At 72.5% G+C, this 19,979-nt stretch carries 16 protein-coding genes, 1 tRNA gene and 1 other RNA gene; 6 read left to right on the forward strand and 12 right to left on the reverse strand.

Annotated features, from left to right (window positions below):
• The first annotated feature begins 4 nt into the window (after positions 1-4).
• Positions 5-2,383 carry a hypothetical protein gene (locus ACYVHU_RS17655; protein ID WP_498949041.1) on the forward strand — a complete coding sequence of 793 codons (2,379 nt, stop codon included), beginning with the start codon at positions 5-7 and terminating at the stop codon, positions 2,381-2,383.
• A gap of 144 nt (positions 2,384-2,527) precedes the next feature.
• On the opposite strand, the gene ACYVHU_RS17660 is transcribed toward ACYVHU_RS17655, so the two are convergent.
• The 6 genes from ACYVHU_RS17660 to ACYVHU_RS17685 form a co-directional block, all read right to left on the reverse strand.
• Positions 2,528-2,680: a hypothetical protein gene (locus ACYVHU_RS17660; RefSeq protein ID WP_200813675.1), complete on the reverse strand. Its 153-nt coding sequence runs from the start codon at positions 2,678-2,680 to the stop codon at positions 2,528-2,530.
• A 983-nt stretch (positions 2,681-3,663) separates the two neighbouring features.
• Positions 3,664-4,092, reverse strand: coding sequence for a hypothetical protein (locus ACYVHU_RS17665; RefSeq protein WP_498949042.1), 429 nt, complete (start codon positions 4,090-4,092; stop codon positions 3,664-3,666).
• A gap of 320 nt (positions 4,093-4,412) precedes the next feature.
• Positions 4,413-4,793, reverse strand: an RNA gene (rnpB, locus tag ACYVHU_RS17670) — RNase P RNA component class A.
• A 43-nt stretch (positions 4,794-4,836) separates the two neighbouring features.
• Complete coding sequence (locus ACYVHU_RS17675) at positions 4,837-6,009, reverse strand: bifunctional RNase H/acid phosphatase (RefSeq protein WP_432939748.1); 1,173 nt, start codon at positions 6,007-6,009, stop codon at positions 4,837-4,839.
• 31 nt (positions 6,010-6,040) lie between these two features.
• On the reverse strand, positions 6,041-6,784 hold the full coding sequence (locus ACYVHU_RS17680; RefSeq protein WP_078762484.1) for a zinc ribbon domain-containing protein: 744 nt from the start codon (positions 6,782-6,784) through the stop codon (positions 6,041-6,043).
• Positions 6,785-6,859: 75 nt separating this feature from the next.
• Positions 6,860-7,696, reverse strand: coding sequence for a Nif3-like dinuclear metal center hexameric protein (locus ACYVHU_RS17685; RefSeq protein ID WP_078762483.1), 837 nt, complete (start codon positions 7,694-7,696; stop codon positions 6,860-6,862).
• Positions 7,697-7,910: 214 nt separating this feature from the next.
• Here ACYVHU_RS17685 and ACYVHU_RS17690 point away from each other — a divergent pair, with 214 nt between their 5' ends.
• Entirely contained in the window at positions 7,911-8,873 is a 963-nt protein-coding gene (locus tag ACYVHU_RS17690) for a 2-dehydropantoate 2-reductase (RefSeq protein WP_078762482.1), read from the forward strand.
• An 85-nt stretch (positions 8,874-8,958) separates the two neighbouring features.
• Positions 8,959-9,468 carry an LURP-one-related/scramblase family protein gene (locus tag ACYVHU_RS17695; RefSeq protein ID WP_078762481.1) on the forward strand — a complete coding sequence of 170 codons (510 nt, stop codon included), beginning with the start codon at positions 8,959-8,961 and terminating at the stop codon, positions 9,466-9,468.
• Positions 9,469-9,607: 139 nt separating this feature from the next.
• Here ACYVHU_RS17695 and ACYVHU_RS17700 read toward each other — a convergent pair whose 3' ends face one another.
• Entirely contained in the window at positions 9,608-10,150 is a 543-nt protein-coding gene (locus ACYVHU_RS17700; protein WP_078762480.1) for a DapH/DapD/GlmU-related protein, read from the reverse strand.
• A gap of 1,061 nt (positions 10,151-11,211) precedes the next feature.
• Complete coding sequence (locus ACYVHU_RS17705; RefSeq protein WP_432939737.1) at positions 11,212-11,616, reverse strand: hypothetical protein; 405 nt, start codon at positions 11,614-11,616, stop codon at positions 11,212-11,214.
• A 163-nt stretch (positions 11,617-11,779) separates the two neighbouring features.
• Between ACYVHU_RS17705 and ACYVHU_RS17710 the strand changes: the two genes are divergently transcribed.
• On the forward strand, positions 11,780-12,679 hold the full coding sequence (locus ACYVHU_RS17710; protein ID WP_498949043.1) for a deoxyribonuclease IV: 900 nt from the start codon (positions 11,780-11,782) through the stop codon (positions 12,677-12,679).
• Positions 12,680-13,132: 453 nt separating this feature from the next.
• Here the strand turns inward: ACYVHU_RS17710 and ACYVHU_RS17715 are convergent, their stop codons facing one another.
• From ACYVHU_RS17715 to ACYVHU_RS17725, 3 genes are all read right to left on the reverse strand, one after another.
• Positions 13,133-14,950, reverse strand: coding sequence for a phosphoenolpyruvate carboxykinase (GTP) (locus tag ACYVHU_RS17715; protein ID WP_432939731.1), 1,818 nt, complete (start codon positions 14,948-14,950; stop codon positions 13,133-13,135).
• A gap of 824 nt (positions 14,951-15,774) precedes the next feature.
• Positions 15,775-16,977 carry a cytochrome P450 family protein gene (locus ACYVHU_RS17720; RefSeq protein ID WP_498949044.1) on the reverse strand — a complete coding sequence of 401 codons (1,203 nt, stop codon included), beginning with the start codon at positions 16,975-16,977 and terminating at the stop codon, positions 15,775-15,777.
• Between the two features lie 413 nt (positions 16,978-17,390).
• Positions 17,391-17,473, reverse strand: a tRNA-Tyr gene (locus ACYVHU_RS17725).
• Positions 17,474-17,596: 123 nt separating this feature from the next.
• Between ACYVHU_RS17725 and ACYVHU_RS17730 the strand changes: the two genes are divergently transcribed.
• The gene (locus ACYVHU_RS17730) at positions 17,597-18,358 is read left to right on the forward strand and encodes a class I SAM-dependent methyltransferase (RefSeq protein ID WP_432939725.1); all 762 of its coding nucleotides are present in this window, start codon (positions 17,597-17,599) and stop codon (positions 18,356-18,358) included.
• A 78-nt stretch (positions 18,359-18,436) separates the two neighbouring features.
• Here ACYVHU_RS17730 and ACYVHU_RS17735 read toward each other — a convergent pair whose 3' ends face one another.
• Positions 18,437-18,928, reverse strand: coding sequence for a helix-turn-helix domain-containing protein (locus ACYVHU_RS17735; protein WP_498949045.1), 492 nt, complete (start codon positions 18,926-18,928; stop codon positions 18,437-18,439).
• Positions 18,929-19,048: 120 nt separating this feature from the next.
• On the opposite strand from ACYVHU_RS17735, the gene ACYVHU_RS17740 reads away from it, so the two are divergent.
• Positions 19,049-19,612 (forward strand): class I SAM-dependent methyltransferase, encoded by a 564-nt coding sequence (locus ACYVHU_RS17740; RefSeq protein WP_078762591.1) that lies wholly within the window; start codon positions 19,049-19,051, stop codon positions 19,610-19,612.
• Positions 19,613-19,979: the final 367 nt, after the last annotated feature.

Here is a 19,979-nt window from a genome sequence, read left to right on the forward strand (position 1 = left end):
CACCATGATCATTGCGCTTGTTGCCATCGTCGTCATCATCGTCGTGCTCATCCTCGTCGTGTTGGGCATGCGCGCTCTGGGCCCCAACGCCGCCAGAGACGACGACTACGACGACGACTACGAGACCGAGGAGGGCGGCGAGGAGCCCGAGGAACGGCCGCGTCGTTCCCGCCGGGCCTCCGCCCGCGACGACGATCCCGACGACGAGCCGGCCCCGCGCCAACGCGCCAAACGCCGGTCGCGGGACGAGGACGAGGACGAGCCCCGTCCCGCCCGTCGCTCCCGTGGACGCCGCCCGCGCGACGACGACTGGGGCGACGACTCCGACGGCATGTCGGACAACGCCTTCTGGTCGAGCCTGGCCGACGAGGAGGACACCCCCTTCGGGGAGCGCGACGACCGCGACCGCGACGAACCCCGCGAGTCCGACCGTGCCGCCGGACGGCGCGACACGCGCAACGAGTCCACGCAGGCCATGGAGGCCGTACGGGACAAGGACTACGACGACCTCTACGAGGACGAGCCCGCCCCTCCGTCCCGTGGCCGTCGCTCCCGCGACGACGCGCCCCGTCCAGCGGAGGCGCCCGCCGACGGCGGGGCGACCATCGCGGACCCGAACCTGGCCATGCTCGCCAGCCTCGGCCACAGTGACGACGCTCCGCAGGCCTCTCCTCCCCCGCCGTCCTCGTCGTCCGCCTCCTCCGCCACGGACGCGACGGTCGTGTGGAACCCCCCGGCCGGCTCCTCCTCCCAGCAGCGGCAGTGGGAGGACGCTCCTGCCGAGCGGGACCCGCTCGCGGCCTCCTCGTCGCTGAACGCTCCCTCCTCGGACACGGGTTCCCACAGCCGGTCCGGCTACACCGATCCCCTCGGTGGACCGGCACCCACCTCCTACGACACCGGATCCCACAACCGAGCGGCCTCCGACACCGGATCCCACAACCGCCCCGGCTACGACACCGGATCGTTCACCAACGCGACCCCACGCCCACCCGCCAACGACCCCCTCAGCGGTCCGGCGCCCACCTCCTACGACACCGGATCCCACAACCGATCCGGCTACGACACCGGATCGCACAGCCGGTCCAGTTACGACACCGGGTCCCACAGCCGGTCCGGCTACACCGATCCCCTCGGTGGACCGGCACCCACCTCCTACGACACCGGATCCCACAACCGAGCGGCCTCCGACACCGGATCCCACAACCGCCCCGGCTACGACACCGGATCGTTCACCAACGCGACCCCACGCCCACCCGCCAACGACCCCCTCAGCGGTCCGGCGCCCACCTCCTACGACACCGGATCCCACAGCCGAGCGGCCTCCGACACCGGATCCCACAGCCGGTCCGGCTACACCGACCCCCTCGGCGGTCCGGCGCCCACCTCCTACGACACCGGGTCCCACAGCCGAGCGGCCTCCGACACCGGATCGCACAGCCGGTCCGGCTACACCGACCCCCTCGGTGGACCGGCACCCACCTCCTACGACACCGGATCCCACAACCGCCCCGGCTACGACACCGGATCGTTCACCAACGCGACCCCACGCCCACCCGCCAACGACCCCCTCGGCGGGGCACCGTTCGGCTCCCCGCAGGCGCCTGCCGCCGACACGCCCGCCCCGCTGTGGTCGGCCGGTGACACCGGGTCCCACCAACGCCCCGGTCCGTCCTCTCCCGCGGTTCCGCCGACGCCGGCGCACGGGAACTCCGACTTCGCGCCGCCGCAGCCCTACGACACGGGTTCCTACACCCGCGGATACGACAGCGGCCCCTACGACACCGGCTCCTACACCCGCAACGACCAGGTACCACCCGCCGCACCCACCGGCGAATACCCCAGCATGCGCGGAACCCTCCCGCCCGCCCCGGGCGGGCCCGGTTACGGCGAGGCGCCGGAGCCGTCCCCGGGGTACGGCGGCGGCTACCCCGTGGAGGGGGCGGGGCCGGGATGGCAGTCCCCGGTGACCGAGCCTCCCGCGGTTCCGCCGACGCCGGCGCACGGGAACTCCGACTTCGCGCCGCCGCAGCCCTACGACACGGGTTCCTACACCCGCGGATACGACAGCGGCCCCTACGACACCGGCTCCTACACCCGCAACGACCAGGTACCACCCGCCGCACCCACCGGCGAATACCCCGGCATGCGCGGAACCCTCCCGCCCTATGACTCCGCCTATCCCGACATGCTGGGCGACTACGGTCAGGGCCAGGGGGGAACGCCGGGACAGCCGTCCGGTGGCCACCAGGCCGGCTACGGCCATGACGGGCCGTCCGGCGGGTGGCCGTCACAGCAGAGCGGCCCGCACCCCGGCGGTCGCCACCAGGCCGACGACTACGACGCGGGGGCCTACCGCTACGACGACGGGCCGTTCCGGTAGGGAGCGGTGGTTCACGTGAGACGAGGGGCGGAGCGCCAGTGGCGCTCCGCCCCTCGTGTGGTCTCGGGACACCTGCCAGGGCGGCTCCCCGCTCCGGACACGCGGCCGGGCCGGACACGGGCCGCGCCGGCGGGGACCCTGGGGTCAGCTCGTCTCGTTCTGTTCGGGATCGTCGTCTTGCGGCTTCTCTCGTTCGTCGTTGAGCACCGGGGACGCCTGGTAACGCGCGAACCCGATGATCACGACGATCGCGACGAGGGGCACCCCGAACAACAGCACCCAGGTCAACGAGCTCATGACCACCGACCACCTAGTTGTGACGACGACGGCGACGCCTCCGGCCGTGGGGACCAGGACGGGGCGCCTTCTCCCAATCTAACGGCCTTCCCGCGTGTGTGACGGGTGCCGCACCGGGTCCACCGTACCGGCCGCTGACGATCAGGCGTAAGCCGACCGCCACAACAAACAGAAATACCAACCCATCGCCTGCGAAATTCGCTTTTCGGCTAACACAAAGGATTTAACGGGAAAACCGCTTTCTTTCCCCGTTCCCCACAGCACCGGCCCCGGGAGGGGTTCCCCTCTCGCCACCGCCCCGCCTACAGGGGTCCCGAGCGTGATCCCCTGCCCGGGAGGACTCCGGGCAGGCGCAGGCGCGCCGGCCGCTCCCCGCCCAGCGCGGAGCGCGTGCCCCTTCCCGTGTTCCTTCGAGGGGCGCGGCCGGGGAGGTGCATGCGCCCCGCCACCTCGGCCTGGACGAACCGGGCCGCGAGGTCGCGCGACCCGTCACCGGAGAGGTTCCCGACGACGGACGACCGCGCTCCCCACCGAGCCGGACGAGTCCCTGATCAAAGCGGCCCGACCGGCGCGGGGGTTCCCTGCACCTGACCGATCCTCTCCCGGGGAGACCGCGAGGTGGTGCGCGGCCTCGCTCCGCGTACCACCGTCCACCGGGGCCCCAGCGGGGCGCGGCCGACCGCCTTCGTCGGCCGGGACCTCGCCGCTCGGGGTTTCGGGCCCACGGCCTCGCCCACCTGTGCCGGCGGCGCCCGGCCCCGGAGCCGGCGGGAAGCGGAGCCCGCTCTCCCGACGGCCCCGGCGCCCCGGGGTGCGCCGGCGCGCCCCCTGGAGGCGGACACGCGGCGGCCCCGCCGGTTCCCTTACGCGGGGACGCGACGGGGCCGCGGTACGGAGGAGAGGCGTGTCACCGTAGGGGACGGGAGGGGGCGAATGGGCCCTCGCCCGGGTCCCGGTGCCGTTCCGCCTCACTCATCGGACCATCAGTCCTTGTCGTGGTCCTTCCCCTTGCCGTGTCCGTGTCCGTGTCCGTAGTCGCCGTGGCCCTTGCCGTGACCGTGACCGTAGCCGTAGTCGTAGTCGTGGCCATGGCCGTACCAACCGTGACCGAATCCCGGGCCGAACCAGCCGTGACCGAAGCCGGGGCCGAACCAGCCGTGACCGGGGCGGTACCAGTGACAGTGGTATCCGCGGTACTTGCCGTGCTTCTTGTAGTGGCACTTCTTGTGGCCGTGGCCGTACGGTTTGGCGCGATCGCGATCGTCATGGCGTGTCTGCACGCTGCTGGAGCTCGCCGAAGACGAGGTGGATTCGGCGCTGGGGGCGCTGGCCGACGCGACAGCCGAGCCTCCCAAAGCCAGGGAAGGGACCAGAATGGTCGCGAACGCGACTCGGCGCAGGGTGTTGTTCATACGAATCGCCGTCCTCCGTGAGGATGTGACCTGACGATCTGCCAGGACAGCTCCTTACGAGGGGTCTCCCGTCGCCCGCGTCTTCACCGACGGCAGAGGCCCCGGAGCTCTTCACAAGTTTTGTCGCGACCTCGCCAATTCCGAACAGCGCCGCGGTCATCGCTCCTCAAAATCCGGCGAAAGTGACATAACTACACGTAATGGCAGAGTCGCGGTACGCGCACACGATCACGACGGCGCGGAAAGACGGCAGAGGAGGACATGTGCGACGGGGACGGTGAACACCGTCCCCAGGCCGGCCCCCCGGACGGGGAGGCGAGGGGGAGAGTCGGCCGGTAAGCCGGATTCTGTCGGTCCGCCGGACCGGACGGCCATCCATCTGGGACCCCCGTTGCCGGTGGCCTCGGTGCGGTCTACCCGCGGACTCGGGCGGGCCGCCCTCGAACATCCGCGCGGGAGCCCAGGGGCTCCCTTTTTGACCTTGCTCCGGGTGGGGTTTACCTAGCCGACCGGATCACTCCGGCCGCTGGTGGTCTCTTACACCACCGTTTCACCCTTACCACCGCGAGCGGTGGCGGTCTGTTTTCTGTGGCACTGTCCCGCGGGTCACCCCGGGTCGGTGTTACCGACCACCCTGCCCTGTGGAGTCCGGACTTTCCTCGACCCCGCCGAAACGGAGCCGCGACCGTCTGGCCGGCTCTCCCCGTCCTGGAATTGTACGCGCCCGGTGGCGCGCCCCGCCCCTCAGCCCGCGGGCACGCCCCGTTCCAGGTGCGCCGTGTCGTTGAACGAGCGGACCACCATCGGACCGTCGGCGAAGCAGTGGACCTCCGACAGGCAGGCGACGTCCAGGTGCATCCGGTACAACGCCTGCGGGGGAGCGAGCATCGCCTGCTGGAGCAGCACCTTGATGGGCGTGACATGGCTGACGACGAGCACCGTGCGCCCGGCGTGGCGGGCCAGCAGACGGTCGCGGGCCGCGGCGACCCTGCGCGCCGCCGCGGCGAAGGACTCCCCGCCGGGCGGAGCGATCTCGGGGTCGGCCAGCCAGCGCGTGACCTCCTCGGGGAAGCGTTCCCGGGCCTCCGCGAACGTCAACCCCTCCCATTCGCCGAAGTCGACCTCGCGGAAACCGTCCTCCACCTCCACCGGCACCGCCGTCTCCTCGACGACGTGGGCGGCGGTGTCACGGCTGCGCCGCAGCGGCGAGGTGACGACGACGTCGATGCCACGCCCGGCCAGCCTGCGAGCCGCGGCACGGGCCTGCTCATGCCCCTCGGCGGTGAGCTCGACATCGCCGACCCCGGCGAAGCGGCGGTCGACCGACAAGGGGGTCTGCCCATGGCGCAGCAGGAGCAGGCGCGTGGGCCTCATATCGGGGGCGGCCCACCCGGGGACGGCGGAAGGCGCGCCCGCCTGTTCGGCGGCACGTTCCCCCGGCTCCTCCGAAAGGGTCAGTTGCCGCGGACGCTCCGCGGCGGCCTCACGGTGGATCGGCCGTCCCTTCGCCGCCGCGTCCATCGCCTCGTTGGCCAGCCGGTCGGCGTGCCCGTTCTCGGCCCGCGGCACCCAGGTGTAGCGGACCCCGCCGAACCCGGCCGCCACGTCCCTGGCCCGCCGCGCCAGCGGCTGCATGTCGGGGTGCTTGATCCGCCACCGGCCCGACATCTGCTCCACGACGAGCTTGGAGTCCATGCGGACCTCGACCTGGGCGTCGGGGGCGATCCGCGCCGCGGCCTCCAGGCCCGCGATGAGCCCCCGGTACTCGGCCACATTGTTGGTCGCCACACCGATCGACTCGGCCACCTCCGCGAGCAGCTCGCCGGTGCCGGCGTCCCGGACCAGCGCGCCGAACCCCGCCGGCCCGGGATTGCCCCGGGACCCCCCGTCGGCCTCGACGACGACACGACGGCTCACCGCGGCTCCTCCCGCCCGGTTTCCGGCGCGGTCACAGCCCGGAGTCCGTCGTACGGACGAGGATGCGGCGGCACTCCTCGCACCGCAGCACCTCGTCGGAGAGCGCCGCCCGGATCTCGTTGAGCTCGGCGGTGCTCAGGGCGAGCTTGCACCCCTCGCAGCGCCCGTAGCGCAACGCCGCCGCGCCGACGCCGTTGTGCTGTTCGCGCAGCCGGGTGTAGAGCGCGAGGAGGTCGTCGGGGATCTCGGCGGCGACCCGGGCACGCCGCTCGGCCGTGGCGGCCTCCTCGTCCCTGATGCCGCTCGCCGCCATGAAACGACGCTCCTCCGCGGCGGTGCGCTCCTCGGTCAGGGCCTCCAGACGGCCGCGCAGCTCCACGACGCGCGCCTGGGCGGTCTCGCGGCGCTCCATCACGTCCAAGACGATCTCCTCCAGCTCGCCCTGACGGCGTTGGAGGGAGGCGATCTCCGACTGCAACCGCTCCAGTTCCTTGGGGGAACCGACCCTTCCCGCGTTGAGCCGCTCGGTGTCGCGTTCGGCACGGACACGGACCTGGTCGACGTCGGCCTCGGCCTTGCGCTGCTCGCGGTCCAGGTCGCCCAGCGCGGTCTCCGCCGCGGCCAGGGCGTTGCGCAACTCGTCCAGTTCACCGTCCAGGCGCCGGATCTCGGCCACCTCGGGGATGTTGCGGGCGCGGTGGGCCAGGCGGTCCAGCTCGGTGTCGATCTCCTGCAGGTCGAGCAGGCGCTTCTGGTCGGAGGGTTCGGCTTTCACTTGTGTCCTCGGTTCCTTCGTGTACCGCGCGTCGTGTGCGCGCGGAGTGGGGTGGGCTGCCTGGGCCGGATGGGATCAGGAACGACCGGGGGCGCCGATCACCTCGGTCCAGGCGTCGGTGACGAGCGCGGACACGCGGGTCTCCACGTTAGTCGCTTCCCCGCCCAGCGCGCGCGTCAGACGAGCCGCCCCATCGGCCAGCCAGGGCCACTCCCCCGCCCAGTGCGCGACCTCCACCAGCGCCACGCCCCCCTCCTCGGCGAACTCCGAGGCCGGGTGGTGGCGCAGGTCGGAGGTGAGGAAGACGTCGGCCCCCGCCGCGCGGGCCGCGCCCAACAGCGAGTCGCCGGCGCCACCGGAGACGGCGACCGTGCGCACCGGCCGGTCGAGATCACCACAGACCCGCACCCCCGTGGCGGTGGCCGGCAGGCCCGCCGCGGCCTGCCGGGCGAACAGGCGCAGCGGCACCGGCCGGGCCAGTTCCCCGACACGCCCGATTCCACGCCGGCCCGCGGGATCGGTGGGGTCGGGGTCCAGGGGGCGCAGGGGGCCGGAGAGACCGACAGCGGCGGCCAGCGCGTCGGAGACACCCGGATCCGCGACATCGGCGTTGGTGTGCGCCGTGTACAGGGCGGTCCCCGAGGAGATGAGCCGGTGGACCAGGCGCCCCTTGGGCGTGGTCGCGGGCACACCGTGCACGCCGCGCAGCAACAACGGGTGGTGGGTGATCAGGAGGTCCGCGTTCCAGGCGACGGCCTCCTCCACGACCGCGGCGACCGGATCGACGGCGAACATGATCCGGCTCACCTCCTGCGCCGGATCTCCGCAGACCAGCCCCACCGCGTCCCACGAGGCGGCCCAGGCCGGGTCATAGATCGATTCGAACGCCGCGATGACGTCGTGCAAGGTCAAGGATGCAGGCGCAGTAGTCACGGACGGCAGGGTAACGCCTTCCCCGCCCGGCCACCCAGCCGAGCCGGCGACACCGCGACCCAGCGTGACGAAACCGCGCCGCCCGGGAGTTAACGCCGCTGTCCACGAGCGGTGACGGGCGCGCAACACGACCGGCCCACCATCGGGGCGTGGCCGGCGAGACCCGCCGGCCCGAGCACTCGTGGAGGGCGCGATGACGGAACCGAGGAGCGCCACGGACCCCGGGACGCTGGAGCGACCCCGGCGAACGGCCGTGGTCGGAGCCGGCGCGATCGGAGCGATCGTGGCGGAGGCCCTGTACTCCAGCGGCCACCAGGTCACCCTGTGCGTGCGCCGCCCCCTGGGGGCGCTGACGGTGGAACGGGACGGGCTGCGGCGGAGGTTCCAGGCGCCCACGGCCACCCGCCCCAGCGAGGTCAGCGCACCGGTGGACTGGCTGTTCCTGGCCACCAAGGCCCACGACACCCCCCACACCCTGCACTGGATCCGGCGGCTGGCCGGTCCCTCGACCCGCGTGGTGGCGCTCCAAAACGGTGTGGACCACCACGAGCGGATCGCCCCCATGCTGGCGATGGGCACCCTTCTTCCCGCCCTCGTCTACATCGCGGCCGAGCGGCTCTCCCGGGAGCACGTCACCCACCGTTGGGGGCGCCGCCTGGTCGTGCCCGCGGGCCCCTCCGGGGAGGACCTGGCCGACCTGCTGTCCGGTTCGCACCTGGAGGTGGTCCGGGAGCCCGACTTCACCACCGCGGCCTGGCGCAAGCTGATGACGAACCTGGCGGCGAACCCGCTGACCGCGCTGACACTGCGCCGCATCGGCGTCCTCCAGCAACCGGAACTGCGCGAGCTCGCCCGGGGACTGCTCACCGAGGCGGTGACGGTCGGCCGCGCCGAGGGGGCGCGCCTGGTGATGGCCGACGTGGACCAGACCCTGGACCTGTACAGCGCCATGCACCCGCACAGCGGCACCTCCATGCTCTACGACCGGTTGGCCGGACGCGCGGTGGAGCACGACCTGATCACCGGGGCGCTCGTGCGCGCCGCCGAACGACACGACCTGCCCGTCCCCCTCAACCGGGCGGTCCTGGCACTGCTGCGCGCGCTCGGCGAGGAGGGGACCGTCGGCATCCAGTCGCTGGCGAGCGTCGGCGGTTGATCCGGGCACGGGTGGGCCTGGCCTTCGCGGCGCCCGTCCCCTAGCGTCGTAGGGGTAGCGACGGGCGGACCGAGGAGAGGCACAGATGAAGTTCCTGGTGCGCGAACGCCTCTTCGACATCGGAGACGACTACTGGATCGAGGACGAGGAGGGCCGGCGGATCTTCCTGGTCGACGGCAAGGCGCTGCGCCTGCGCACGACCTTCGTGCTGAAGGACGCCGAGGGCGCCCAGGTCGCGGTGATCCGCGCCAAGGCGCTGGCGGTGCGCGACACCATGCGCGTCGAACGCGACGGCCACACCGTCGCGACGGTCCGCAAGAAGCTGTTCAGTCCCTTCCGCGACCGGCTCGTCGTGGAACTCGCCGAGGGCGGCGCCTGGGAGGTCACCGGGGACCTGCTCGGCAAGGAGTACGCGATCGGCGACGCCGCGGGCCCCGTCGCCCAGGTGTCACGCCGCTGGTTCCGGCTGCGTGACACCTACGCCGTGGACGTCAACACCTTCCGGACCGACGCCGGCGGCGACCCCGTCCTGGTCCTGTGCGTCGCGGTGTGCGTGGACGCGATGACCCGCGGGGACGACCGGGGCGACGACTAGACGGGCGCCTCCAAGGTGGAGGGGAGCCCGCGGAGGGTCTCCTCCACCTTCTGAAGCCGGTTGCTCCGGGGGAAGAGGACTCCGGGCCTCCGATGTGCTGCTGCCCGCAGCCGGAGCCGGCGTCGTCCCGAAGAGTTCGTCACCACGTTCGCCGCACGGTCGCCTTACCGCCGGTCACCAGGCTTGCCGGCGGAACGTCATCGGCCACGATCGCGCCGGCGGCGACCACGGCGTCGCGGCCGATGCTGACGCCGGGCAGGATCGTGGCACCGGCACCGATCCACACGTTCTCCGCCACGTCGATGGGCGCGCCGGTGAGGTACAGCCGCCGCTCCCCGGGATCGACCGGGTGGCCGCTGGTGATGAACGTGACCTTCGGTCCGATCATCACGCGCTCGCCGAGCCGGATGCCGGCATAGTCCAGGAACGTGCAGTTCTGGTTGATGAAGACGTTCTCGGCGAGCTCGAGGTTCAGGCCATGGTCCGTGTAGAAGGGCGGATAGATCGTGACTCTCGACGGCAGTGGCCTGCCGAGGATCTGCTGGAACAGTTCCGCCTTGCCCGCTTCGTCCGCGAAAGGCAGAACGTTCAGGCGGGAGGTGAGTTCGGTGACCTGGACGACCCTCTCGGCCATGGCCCGGAACTCGGTGCTGTGGATGCGCATGAGGCGCTCGCCGGACATGACGCGGTCCTTTCTGTACGGCGATGGCGGGACAGGACCCGCCGGAGACCAAGGTCGAGGAGAGCCGGCGGAGACGGGGACGAGGGTAGCCACGACCGTTGCGCGACGGACAACCCGGGCACCCTCGCGACAACCCTCCCTGTGAGGGGCGACGATCCGCTGAAAGCGTCCCCGCGTCCGGCGCCATGGCGTCCGCCCCTCGGAATCGCCCCGCAGCCCGCCGACGCCGGACTCGTCACCTGGCGGCGACGCGGGCCGTGCTCGGCTTCGCCTCCGAGGCCGGGCGGCTCCGCCAGGCCCGCGGTCACCCGCGGCGCCTCTTCCCGTCCCCGTCCCGGCACTCCGGCTGCGACAGGCGCCTGCGCAGGGCCGCCGCGCTGCCGCGGCGGATTCCCCGGCCGGCGACACCTCGATAGGCGGCGATGACGAGTGGATCGTGGACTCCACCCCGGTGGAACGCGGCGGCTCCCGCCAGACCGTCGAACGCTCCGCCCTGACGGATGGGCCGAGTAGCAGGTCCTGCACCGGTCACGGCCACTTCCCTCTGGGGCGTGCGGCCGCCCCCGGGGCGCCCCCTCCAGGGCACGCCCGCCGCGTTCGCCCTGACCGGCGCCACGGCCGACGGACGAAAAACCCCGCTGGACGTGCTCGCCGCCCGATTGGGCCTGACTTCCGCCCGCCCTGGACAGCCGCCGGTCGGCGACAAGGACCACTTCGGTCACCCCTTCGAGAGCGGCTCGCCGAACGGGACATCCGGCTGCCGAAGCCGGCCCGCGACAGCGAGCCGGAATGGCCCGGCGCCGCGCTGCCCGAACCAGCGCGACAGGTCGTCGAGCCGGTCGACGAGACCTTCACGGGCCACCTCGACCTCGGACCGCGCCCACACCAGGGGGCGTGATCGCCCGCCTCATGCGGCACATCCTCGCACCGACCGCCGCGATCCGGCACGACGACCAGGCGGCCCGTCCTACGCTCACCGACCGCCTACGGCCGCTGACGTGGAATGCCATCCGGGGCGCCGTCGTCGCGGCCGGCCACCGCCCTGGGCCTTCCCGGAGCGCTCAGCCGCGTCCCCGCCGCAGGAGAGCGGCGAGCTGCACCCCCACGGCGGCGAACAGGGCCGCGCCGAGGGCCCACACCACCATCCCCATCGGGGGCGCGGGGTCGTACAGGCCGGTGAACGGCGCCACGACGCCGGCCAGCGCCACCGTCCCGGCGGCCACCCCGGCCCCCGGGACGCCCAGCAGCCGCAGCGCGCCCCACGTCGCCACGGCGGTCCCCACGATCTGGATGAGCAGGGCGGCCATCCCCAGGCCGATGTTGGCGTCGGGGGTGGGGAAGAGAGCGGAGACCGCGAGGACCACCCCATAGGCGAGGAGACCGGCCAGCACCCCCGCACCGCCGCCCGCCACCGCGGCGAGCATCGTGGTACGCGGGCCCGGGGTGGAACGTCGTGTCATCGTCATGGCCCACTCCTTGTGGCGGGACGGCGTTTGCGCCCGTGTCGGGGGGCGGGGATCGCCCTACCGACGATGCTATCCCCGCCACGGCCGGACCGCTCCGGCCGGAACGGGGCCCACCGCGCCGGTGCGCGCCCCCGCCTGCGACGTCCTAGGCTTGTTCGCCGAGATGAGAAACCCGTCCCCCTCCCCCATCGGAGCCCACGTCCCGGTCTCCGGCGGTCTGGCCACCCGTGGCCTCGCCTACGCCGCCGAGATCGGCGCCGAAGCCGTCCAGGTCTTCGTCACCAACCCGCGCGGCTGGGCGACCTCGCCGGGCGTCGCCTCCGAGGACGCCCTGCTGCGCCGGCGCCACGACCTTCCCGTCTTCGTCCACGCCCCCTACCTGGTGAACCTCGGCTCCCCCGACCCCGCCGTGGCGGCGAAGTCCGTGGCGACCCTGGACCACGCGCTGCGCCGTGGCGGCGACATCGGGGCGCGCGGCGTGGTCGTGCACACCGGATCGGCGGTCCGGGACGGCCGCGAGGAGGGACTGGCGCGGATGCGCGCGCGCCTGCTGCCGATCCTGGAGGGCCTCGCCCCTGAGGCGCCCCGGGTCCTGCTGGAACCCATGGCCGGGCAGGGACGGGTACTGTGCGCGACCGTCGACGACCTCGGCCCCTACCTCGACGCGCTGGACCGCCACCCCAAGGCGGGGGTGTGCCTGGACACCGCGCACGTCTTCGCGGCCGGGCACGACATCTCCACCCGCGCGGGCATGGCCGCGATGCTGGACCGCTTCGCCCGGGTCGCCGGCACGGACCGGCTCGACCTGATCCACGCCAACGACTCCAAGGCGCCGTGCGGCAGCAACCGGGACCGGCACGAGAACATCGGAGCCGGCCACATCGGGGCCGAACCGTTCGGCGAGCTGTTCGTCCACCCGGTGAGCGCGGGGGTTCCCGTCGTCGTGGAGACCCCCGGGCCGGCCGGGCCCCACTCCGCCGACGTCGCGACCCTGCGCGCGCTGCGCGACGGCGCCCCGCCGCCGGCGCGTCCCACCACCCCGGCCGAGCGGCCGGTGACCTAGACGTACTGACCTGAGAGGTTGCGCGGGAGGCGGGAGGGCCGCCGAGTGCGGTGTGGAACCGGTGGTGGTCGCGGTGATGCAAGCGTCCCGGGAACACCTCCCGCCGTTCGGCCTGTGAGGTGCAGAGGCGGTCGTCGGCCCGCTCCTCGACCAGGATCCGGTTGAAGCGCGCCACCTCGCCGCTGGTCTGGGGCGGGTGCGCTTGTGCCGATTACCGAGCCCGGCTAAAGCATCGCGCCAGGCACGGGACGTGTGACAGGACCCGTTTCCGGTCAACACCCACTCCACCGCGATCCCGCGAAGTAGGCGTGAGCATGCTCCCCGAAGGGGACGGCGCTCCCCTTCGTCTCGTTCGTCTCGTCGGTCAGGATCTCTGAGCAGGCCCGCCGGGAACGGCGCCCAGAACGCGCGAGGCGCGGGGGCTGGACCGGCCCCCGCGCCCCACCGCGGCCGCTACTCCTCCAGCCGGGCGCGCAGCGCCTCGTACTCCTCCCACAGCCCTTCGGGGAGGTGGTCGCCGAAGGTCTTGAAGAACTCGGGGATCAGGGCCGCCTCCTGGCGCCAGATGTCGCGGTCGACCGTCAGCAGCAGGTCCAGGTCGGCCTCGTCGAGGTCCAGGCCGTCGGTGTCGAGCGAGCCGGGGGCCGGAAGGTTGCCGATGGGGCTCTCGACGGCCTCGGCGCGGCCGTCGATGCGCTCGACGATCCACTTCAGGACACGGCTGTTCTCACCGAAGCCCGGCCACACGAAGCGGCCCTGGTCGTCCTTGCGGAACCAGTTGACGTAGTACAGCCGCGGCAGCTTGGCGGGGTCGGTCGCCGCCCCGATCTTCAGCCAGTGCCCGAAGTAGTCGCCCATGTTGTAGCCGCAGAACGGCAGCATCGCGAAGGGGTCGCGGCGCAGCTCGCCGACCGTTCCCTCGGCCGCCGCGGTCTTCTCCGAGGCGACGTTGGCGCCGAGGAACACCCCGTGACGCCAGTCGAAGGACTCGGTGACCAGCGGGACGGCGGTGGCGCGGCGGCCACCGAACAGGATCGCCGAGATCGGCACCCCGGCCGGGTCCTCCCACTCGGGCGCCATCGTGGGCGCCTGGCCGGCCGGCGTGGTGAAGCGGGCGTTGGGGTGGGCGGCGGGTTCGGCGGAGCCGGGCGTCCAGTCGCGTCCCCTCCAGTCGGTCAGGTGCGCGGGCGGCTCCTCGGTCATGCCCTCCCACCACACGTCGCCGTCGTCGGTGAGCGCGACGTTGGTGAAGATGCTGTGGCCCCACAGCGTCTTCATCGCGTTGGCGTTGGTGGACTCGCCGGTGCCCGGGGCGACGCCGAAGAAACCGGCCTCGGGGTTGATGGCGTAGAGGCGGCCGTCCTCGCCGAAGCGCATCCAGGCGATGTCGTCGCCGATCGTCTCGACCTTCCAGCCGGGGACGGTGGGCTGGAGCATCGCCAGGTTGGTCTTGCCACAGGCGCTGGGGAAGGCCGCGGCGACGTAGCGGGGCTCGCCCTGCGGAGGGGTGACCTTGATGACGAGCATGTGCTCGGCCAGCCAGCCCTCGTCGCGGGCCATCACCGAGGCGATGCGCAGCGCGTAGCACTTCTTGCCCAGCAGGGCGTTGCCGCCGTAGCCGGAACCGTAGGACCAGATCTCGCGGGACTCGGGGAAGTGGGTGATGTACTTGGTGGAGTTGCACGGCCACGGCACGTCGGCCTGGCCGGGCTCCAGCGGGGCGCCGACGGAGTGGACGGCCTTGACGAAGGAGCCGCGCTCCTCGATCAGGCGCAGCGCGGGCTCGCCCATGCGGGTCATGATCCGCATGGACACCGCGACGTAGGCGGAGTCGGTGATCTCGACACCGAGCTGGGAGATCTCGCCGCCCAGCGGCCCCATGCAGAACGGGACGACGTACATGGTGCGGCCGCGCATGCAGCCGGCGAAGATCTCGCCGAGCGTCGAGCGCATCTCGGCGGGGGCGACCCAATTGTTGGTCGGGCCGGCGTCCTCCTCCTTCTCCGAGCAGATGAACGTCCGGTCCTCCACCCGCGCGACGTCGCTGGGGTCGGAACGGCAGTAGAAGCTGTCCGGCCGCAGCTCGGGGTTGAGGCGGATGAGGGTGCCCGCGTCGACCAACTCGTCGGTCAGCCGCTTCCACTCGGCCTCCGAACCGTCACACCAGACGATCCGATCCGGCTGGGTCAGGTCGGCTACCTCGCGTACCCAGTCAATCAACTCACGGTGGTCGGTCGGAGCGGGGTCGGCATCGAGGGCCAGGTCGGACACGGTAACTCCTTAGGTCTGGGTCAGGACCGCATCATGAACGACGGAGCCTTGGTAAGGCCAGTTGGCGTAGACCAGTGGTTTTCACATGGATTCACACACCAGCCCCTCTCTCGTCGACCCGAAAAGCATGATTGGGTGTGGCCGTAAATCGCTCTTCGGGGAGGTGCGGTACCGCTCCCATACCCCCTCCCCGACCTCCTTGTTTCCGCAGGTCGAGAACGGGTTTCCGCTATGGCTGGGCAACGCGGCGAGGTGACGCCGCCGCCCCGGCCATGGCCCCCGGCGCCCCTCGACAGCCGGTTCCGAAAAGCAGCCATCCTCTGCCCCAAACGTGACCGAAAACACCCCTCGACCTTTGGAAACGATCACCTGAGGCGACTAGACCTTTACGTTCGCGACCGGCCTTCGCCGGCGGCCCGTGATCGGGCCTCACCGCCGCGCAGGGGCGGCTCCTGGGGGACGGGCCGCCTTCCCGGCGCCCGGCGGCGCTCCTCCTGTTCGCCTCACCCCTGAACGGCCGACCCGGAGCGAGACTCCAGAGCCTCGACCGCGGCCTCGGCGGGCGCCTTCCGCGGCCACACCCACGGGCGGGCGCCATGTGGGAAACCGGGTCGCCGGGAACGGGGCCGCCGCCGCGGTGGCACTGGGAGGGAGCGCCCCAGGGACCGCCACCCGGAAGGTCCGGACGCGCCGACACACGGGGCGCGGCCCCCGAGGGATCGGCCCCGGCGCCGGACACGCGCCCTTTCGACGGCACCACGGAACGAGGGGCGGGCGGGCGCGGACGCCCCTCCACCACGGACCCGCCCGCGGGAACGCGGAACCTACCAGGTGACCGGCATCGCCCTGAGGCCGCGGACCAGCATCCCGCTCTTCCAGGACAGCTCCGGCTCCGGCACCGCGAAACGCAGATCCGGGAAACGGGCGAGCAGCGTCCGCAGCCCCACCTGCAACTCCGCCCGGGCCAGTTGCGCGCCCAGGCAGTGGTGCGGACCGTGCCCGAACCCGATATGGGGGTTGGACCCGCGCTCCAGCACGAGCTCCTCGGGATCGTCGAAGATCTCGGGGTCGCGGTTGGCCGCCGCCAGCGAGACGACCACCGGCTGGCCCGCGCGCACCACGCCCCCGCTCAGTTCGACGTCCTCCAGGGCGTAGCGGGGGAACGCCGAGGACGCTCCCAGCGGGATGTGGCGCATCAGCTCCTCGACGGCCGAGGGCACCAGCCCGGGGTCGTCCGCCAGCCGCTCCCACGCCCCCGGACGGGTCAGGAGCGTGTAGACGAAGTTGGGGATCTGTGAGGCGGTGGTCTCGTGGCCGGCGACGAGCAGGCCGATGGCCAGCTTGACCATCTCCTCCTCGCCGAGCCGGTCCTGGGCGTCCCCCGCCTCGACGAGCCCGGTGATCAGGTCGTCGGCGGGGTGGGTGCGCCGCAGCTCGACCAGCCCGTGCATGTAGTCGTATATCTCGGCGAAGGAGCGGTCGATCTCCTCGGCGCTCAGCGCGGTGGTGGAGAGGAAGGCCTCGCTCCAGCGCCGGAAGCGCTCGCGGTCGGCGTAGGGGACGCCGAGCAGCTCGCAGATGACGGTGACCGGCAACGGCAGCGCGAACGCCTCGACCAGGTCGACGGGCGGTCCCTGCTCCAGCATCTCCTCGGCGAGCCCCTCGGCGATCTCGGCCATGCGGGGGCGCAGCCGCTCGACGCGGCGCACGGTGAACGCCCGGGACACGAGCCGGCGCAGCCGGGTGTGGTCGGGCGGGTCCATGCCGAGGATGCCGCTGTCGTCGGAGCCGACCGGGCGGGTGCGCGGCTCGTCGCTGCGCGCGGCCAGGGCCCGGCTGAACCGGGGGTCGGCCAGCACGGTCCTGACGTCCTCGTAGCGGGTGACCAGCCACCCCTCGTCGCCGTAGGGCATGCGGATGCGGAGCAGCGGCTGCCGGGACCGGGCCTCGGCGTAACGCGGATCGAGGCGGAGGCGGTCGGCCTCGCCGAAGGGGTAGGGACACGCCTTGGGGCCGGTGTCGCTCATGGCGGCTCCTGAGCTCGAGGGTTCCGATTACGTGAGCGTTCGCTCACCCTCCGTATGCTAGGTGAGGGTTCTCCTCATTCCGAGCGTTTTCCACATCCCTGCTTTCTGCCGGCGAATACCGGCCGTTCCGAAGATGGGAAATATTTCCCCACCTCCTTTACGGTGTAGATCACATAGCACCACAGAACGGCAGGAATCCGCTTTTCACCCCCGCTTCCCGTCACCGCGACATCCACGGAGCACCGCACGCCGGGCGGTGGGCGACGGAGAGCGACGCTCCGCCGCGCCCGACCACGGTGGCGAGGGCCGCGCGTCAGCACTCCCCGCCGGCCTTCCCGACACCGGCGCGCCGGCCCGCCCGGAGAGGCCCCGGAGAGAAAAAGGAAACGGCCCCGGTGCCGGCCGGGGCCGGGTGGGAGCGGAGGGATTCGAACCCCCTGAACACGAGGCCCCCGGTTTACAGCCGGGTCCGGCTCTCCGGCTCCGGCGCGCTCCCCGCACCACGACGGCAACGGGACGGCCATCCCGGCGCCACGGGTCTCCCGGCGCCCTGGCCGGATGTCCACAGCCCACCGAATTCGCTGGCCGCCGCGCCGTCCCCCATGCCACCATCGCCACCATGACCCGCACTTTCGAGGAGCTCCTGACCGAGGCCTGTGCCGCCCCCGTGGACGGCTGGGACTTCTCCTGGCTCGAGGGCCGGGCCACCGAGGAACGCCCCTCGTGGGGCTACGCCCGCGCCATGGGCGAACGCATGGCCGGGGCCGAGGCCGCACTGGACATCCAGACCGGCGGCGGCGAGGTCCTGGCCGGCGTTCCCCGGCTTCCGAGGCTGACCGTCGCCACCGAGTCCTGGCCCCCCAATCTGGCCAGGGCCTCCGCCCTGCTGCGCCCACTGGGCGTGGCGGTCGTCGCCGACTCCGACGAGCCGCCGCTGCCCTTCGCCGACGAGGTGTTCGACCTCGTCGTCAGCCGGCACCCGGTGACCGTGTGGTGGGAGGAGATCGCCCGCGTCCTGCGACCGGGCGGCACCTACTTCTCCCAGCAGATCGGCCCGGGCAACGTGTTCGAACTGATCGAGCACTTCCTCGGGCCGCAGAGCGAGGAGGTGTGGCGCCGGCGCCACCCCGACGACGCCCTGCGGGACGCCCGGGCCGCGGGGCTGCGCGTCGTCGATCTGCGGCGGCAGAGGCTGCGCGTGGAGTTCTTCGACATCGGGGCGGTCGTCTACTTCCTGCGCAAGGTGATCTGGACGGTCCCCGACTTCACCGTCGACCGGTACCTGGACCGGCTGCGCGAACTCCACGAGCGGATCCGCGACGAGGGCTCCTTCGTCGCGCACTCGTCGCGCGTCCTCATCGAGGCGCGCAAACCCTCCTGACCCGTCCCTCCCCCGCACCCCGTCGTTCCCTGTTGCGGCCCGCTGCCCGGACCCGGCCGTGGACGGGGGCGCCGGCCCTCAAAGCGGAGCGGACGGGCCCGCCGCGCCGCAGGTGCCGACCACCGTGTCCGCCCCTGCCGGGAGGGAGGACGCGCACGAGGTCGGCGCACCCGACGCGACGAGCCCGTCGAGCAGTTCCCGCAGCCGTGGGCAGGTCAGGAAGTCCGGCGCGGGACACGACATCGTGTGCTCGACGATGTGGCGCGCCACGCGCAGCCGGGCGATCCTGGCGTCGATCCCCTCCAGGTGCCCGGCGAGCAGCGCGCGGCGGTCCGGACCGCCCGAGGCGTCGAAGAGCGCGCGTATCTGCTCCAGGCGAAGCCCCGCCTCCTTCCCCCGCTGGATCAGGACGACGCGGGCCACGTGGTCGGGGCCGTAACAACGGCGGCCGTTGGACCGCCGATCCGGCCGCAGCAGCCCGACCGACTCCCAGTGACGCAGCACGTGCGGGGCCAGACCGAACCGTTCGGCGAGTTCGCCGATGCTCATCTCCGCCGGGGTTGACTTCATGTCGACATTAACTTCCAGACTGGTTCCCGAGTCAACCCGACAGGGAACGAGGCCCCCGTGGAACAGATCAGGTCCGAACGAGACGACCAGACCGAGCGCGTTCGGCGGCGATGGGACCGCATGGCGGCCGGTTACGACCGGGGCGCGGGGCTGGAACGCCGGCTCCTCGGCGACAGCAGGGGGCTGCTGTGCGGCCTGGCTCGGGGGCGCACCCTTGAGATCGCCGTGGGGACGGGCCGCAACCTGGACCGCTACCCCGACGGCGTGCAGGTGACGGGGCTGGACCTGAGCCCCGGGATGCTGGCCCGGGCGGCCCGGGCCGCGGCCGGGGCGGGACGCCGTGTCGACCTGCGCGAGGGCGACGCCCGGCGGCTCCCGTTCCCCGACGCCTCCTTCGACAGCGTCGTGTGCACGCTGGCGTTGTGCGAGATCCCCGATCAGGCGACCGCCGTCGACGAGATGTACCGGGTGCTGCGGCCTGGTGGCGCGCTCCTGCTGCTGGACCACGTCGAATACGCGCGGATGCCGTTGCGCCTGTTCGAACGGCGCCGCGCGGCGCGGCGGGGCCGACCGCCACGACGGCGCCCGGTGGAGGTGGCCGTGGAACGGGGGTTCGCCGTGGAACGCCACGACCGTCTCGTCCTGGGCTTCTTCGACCGGGTGGTGGCCCGGCGTCCCGCCTGACCGGCCACCGCGCCGAAGAGGTGGAGAGGACGGCCGCCTTCGAGTCGGTCCGCCCGGTCGGCTCCGCGTCGTGTTCCACGTGAACCTGGGCCTCTACGACATCGCCGCGGTCGGTGAGGGTGGGATCCGCTCGAAGGGGGCCCCGCGCGAGCGAGGGCGGCGCCCCGTATCCCGTGAGAGCGCTGGTGAGACCGTCGACGGCTTCACCGATGCCGGGGACGAGCCGGACCCGTCCCCTTTCCAGCGCGCCAGGTGTGTCCGGCCGAACAGGGGATGAGAGACCTGGGTCCTCGGGATCCGGTGGAAGCGGGTCCTCTGCGCGTTCCAGCGTTCTGCGGGCGCCCGGTTCATCACCCGGATCCCCGCT

This window comes from Marinactinospora endophytica, assembly GCF_054780875.1.

What these genes read in the sequence shown, in the direction of transcription:
- ACYVHU_RS17655 (WP_498949041.1), top strand. Translation starts at nt 5, where the DNA reads ATGATCATTGCGCTTGTTGCCATCGTCGTCATCATCGTCGTGCTCATC.
- ACYVHU_RS17660 (WP_200813675.1), bottom strand. Translation starts at nt 2,680, where the DNA reads ATGAGCTCGTTGACCTGGGTGCTGTTGTTCGGGGTGCCCCTCGTCGCG.
- ACYVHU_RS17665 (WP_498949042.1), bottom strand. Translation starts at nt 4,092, where the DNA reads ATGAACAACACCCTGCGCCGAGTCGCGTTCGCGACCATTCTGGTCCCT.
- ACYVHU_RS17690 (WP_078762482.1), top strand. Translation starts at nt 7,911, where the DNA reads ATGACGGAACCGAGGAGCGCCACGGACCCCGGGACGCTGGAGCGACCC.
- ACYVHU_RS17695 (WP_078762481.1), top strand. Translation starts at nt 8,959, where the DNA reads ATGAAGTTCCTGGTGCGCGAACGCCTCTTCGACATCGGAGACGACTAC.
- ACYVHU_RS17700 (WP_078762480.1), bottom strand. Translation starts at nt 10,150, where the DNA reads ATGTCCGGCGAGCGCCTCATGCGCATCCACAGCACCGAGTTCCGGGCC.
- ACYVHU_RS17705 (WP_432939737.1), bottom strand. Translation starts at nt 11,616, where the DNA reads ATGACGATGACACGACGTTCCACCCCGGGCCCGCGTACCACGATGCTC.
- ACYVHU_RS17710 (WP_498949043.1), top strand. Translation starts at nt 11,780, where the DNA reads ATGAGAAACCCGTCCCCCTCCCCCATCGGAGCCCACGTCCCGGTCTCC.
- ACYVHU_RS17720 (WP_498949044.1), bottom strand. Translation starts at nt 16,977, where the DNA reads ATGAGCGACACCGGCCCCAAGGCGTGTCCCTACCCCTTCGGCGAGGCC.
- ACYVHU_RS17730 (WP_432939725.1), top strand. Translation starts at nt 17,597, where the DNA reads ATGACCCGCACTTTCGAGGAGCTCCTGACCGAGGCCTGTGCCGCCCCC.
- ACYVHU_RS17735 (WP_498949045.1), bottom strand. Translation starts at nt 18,928, where the DNA reads ATGAAGTCAACCCCGGCGGAGATGAGCATCGGCGAACTCGCCGAACGG.
- ACYVHU_RS17740 (WP_078762591.1), top strand. Translation starts at nt 19,049, where the DNA reads ATGGCGGCCGGTTACGACCGGGGCGCGGGGCTGGAACGCCGGCTCCTC.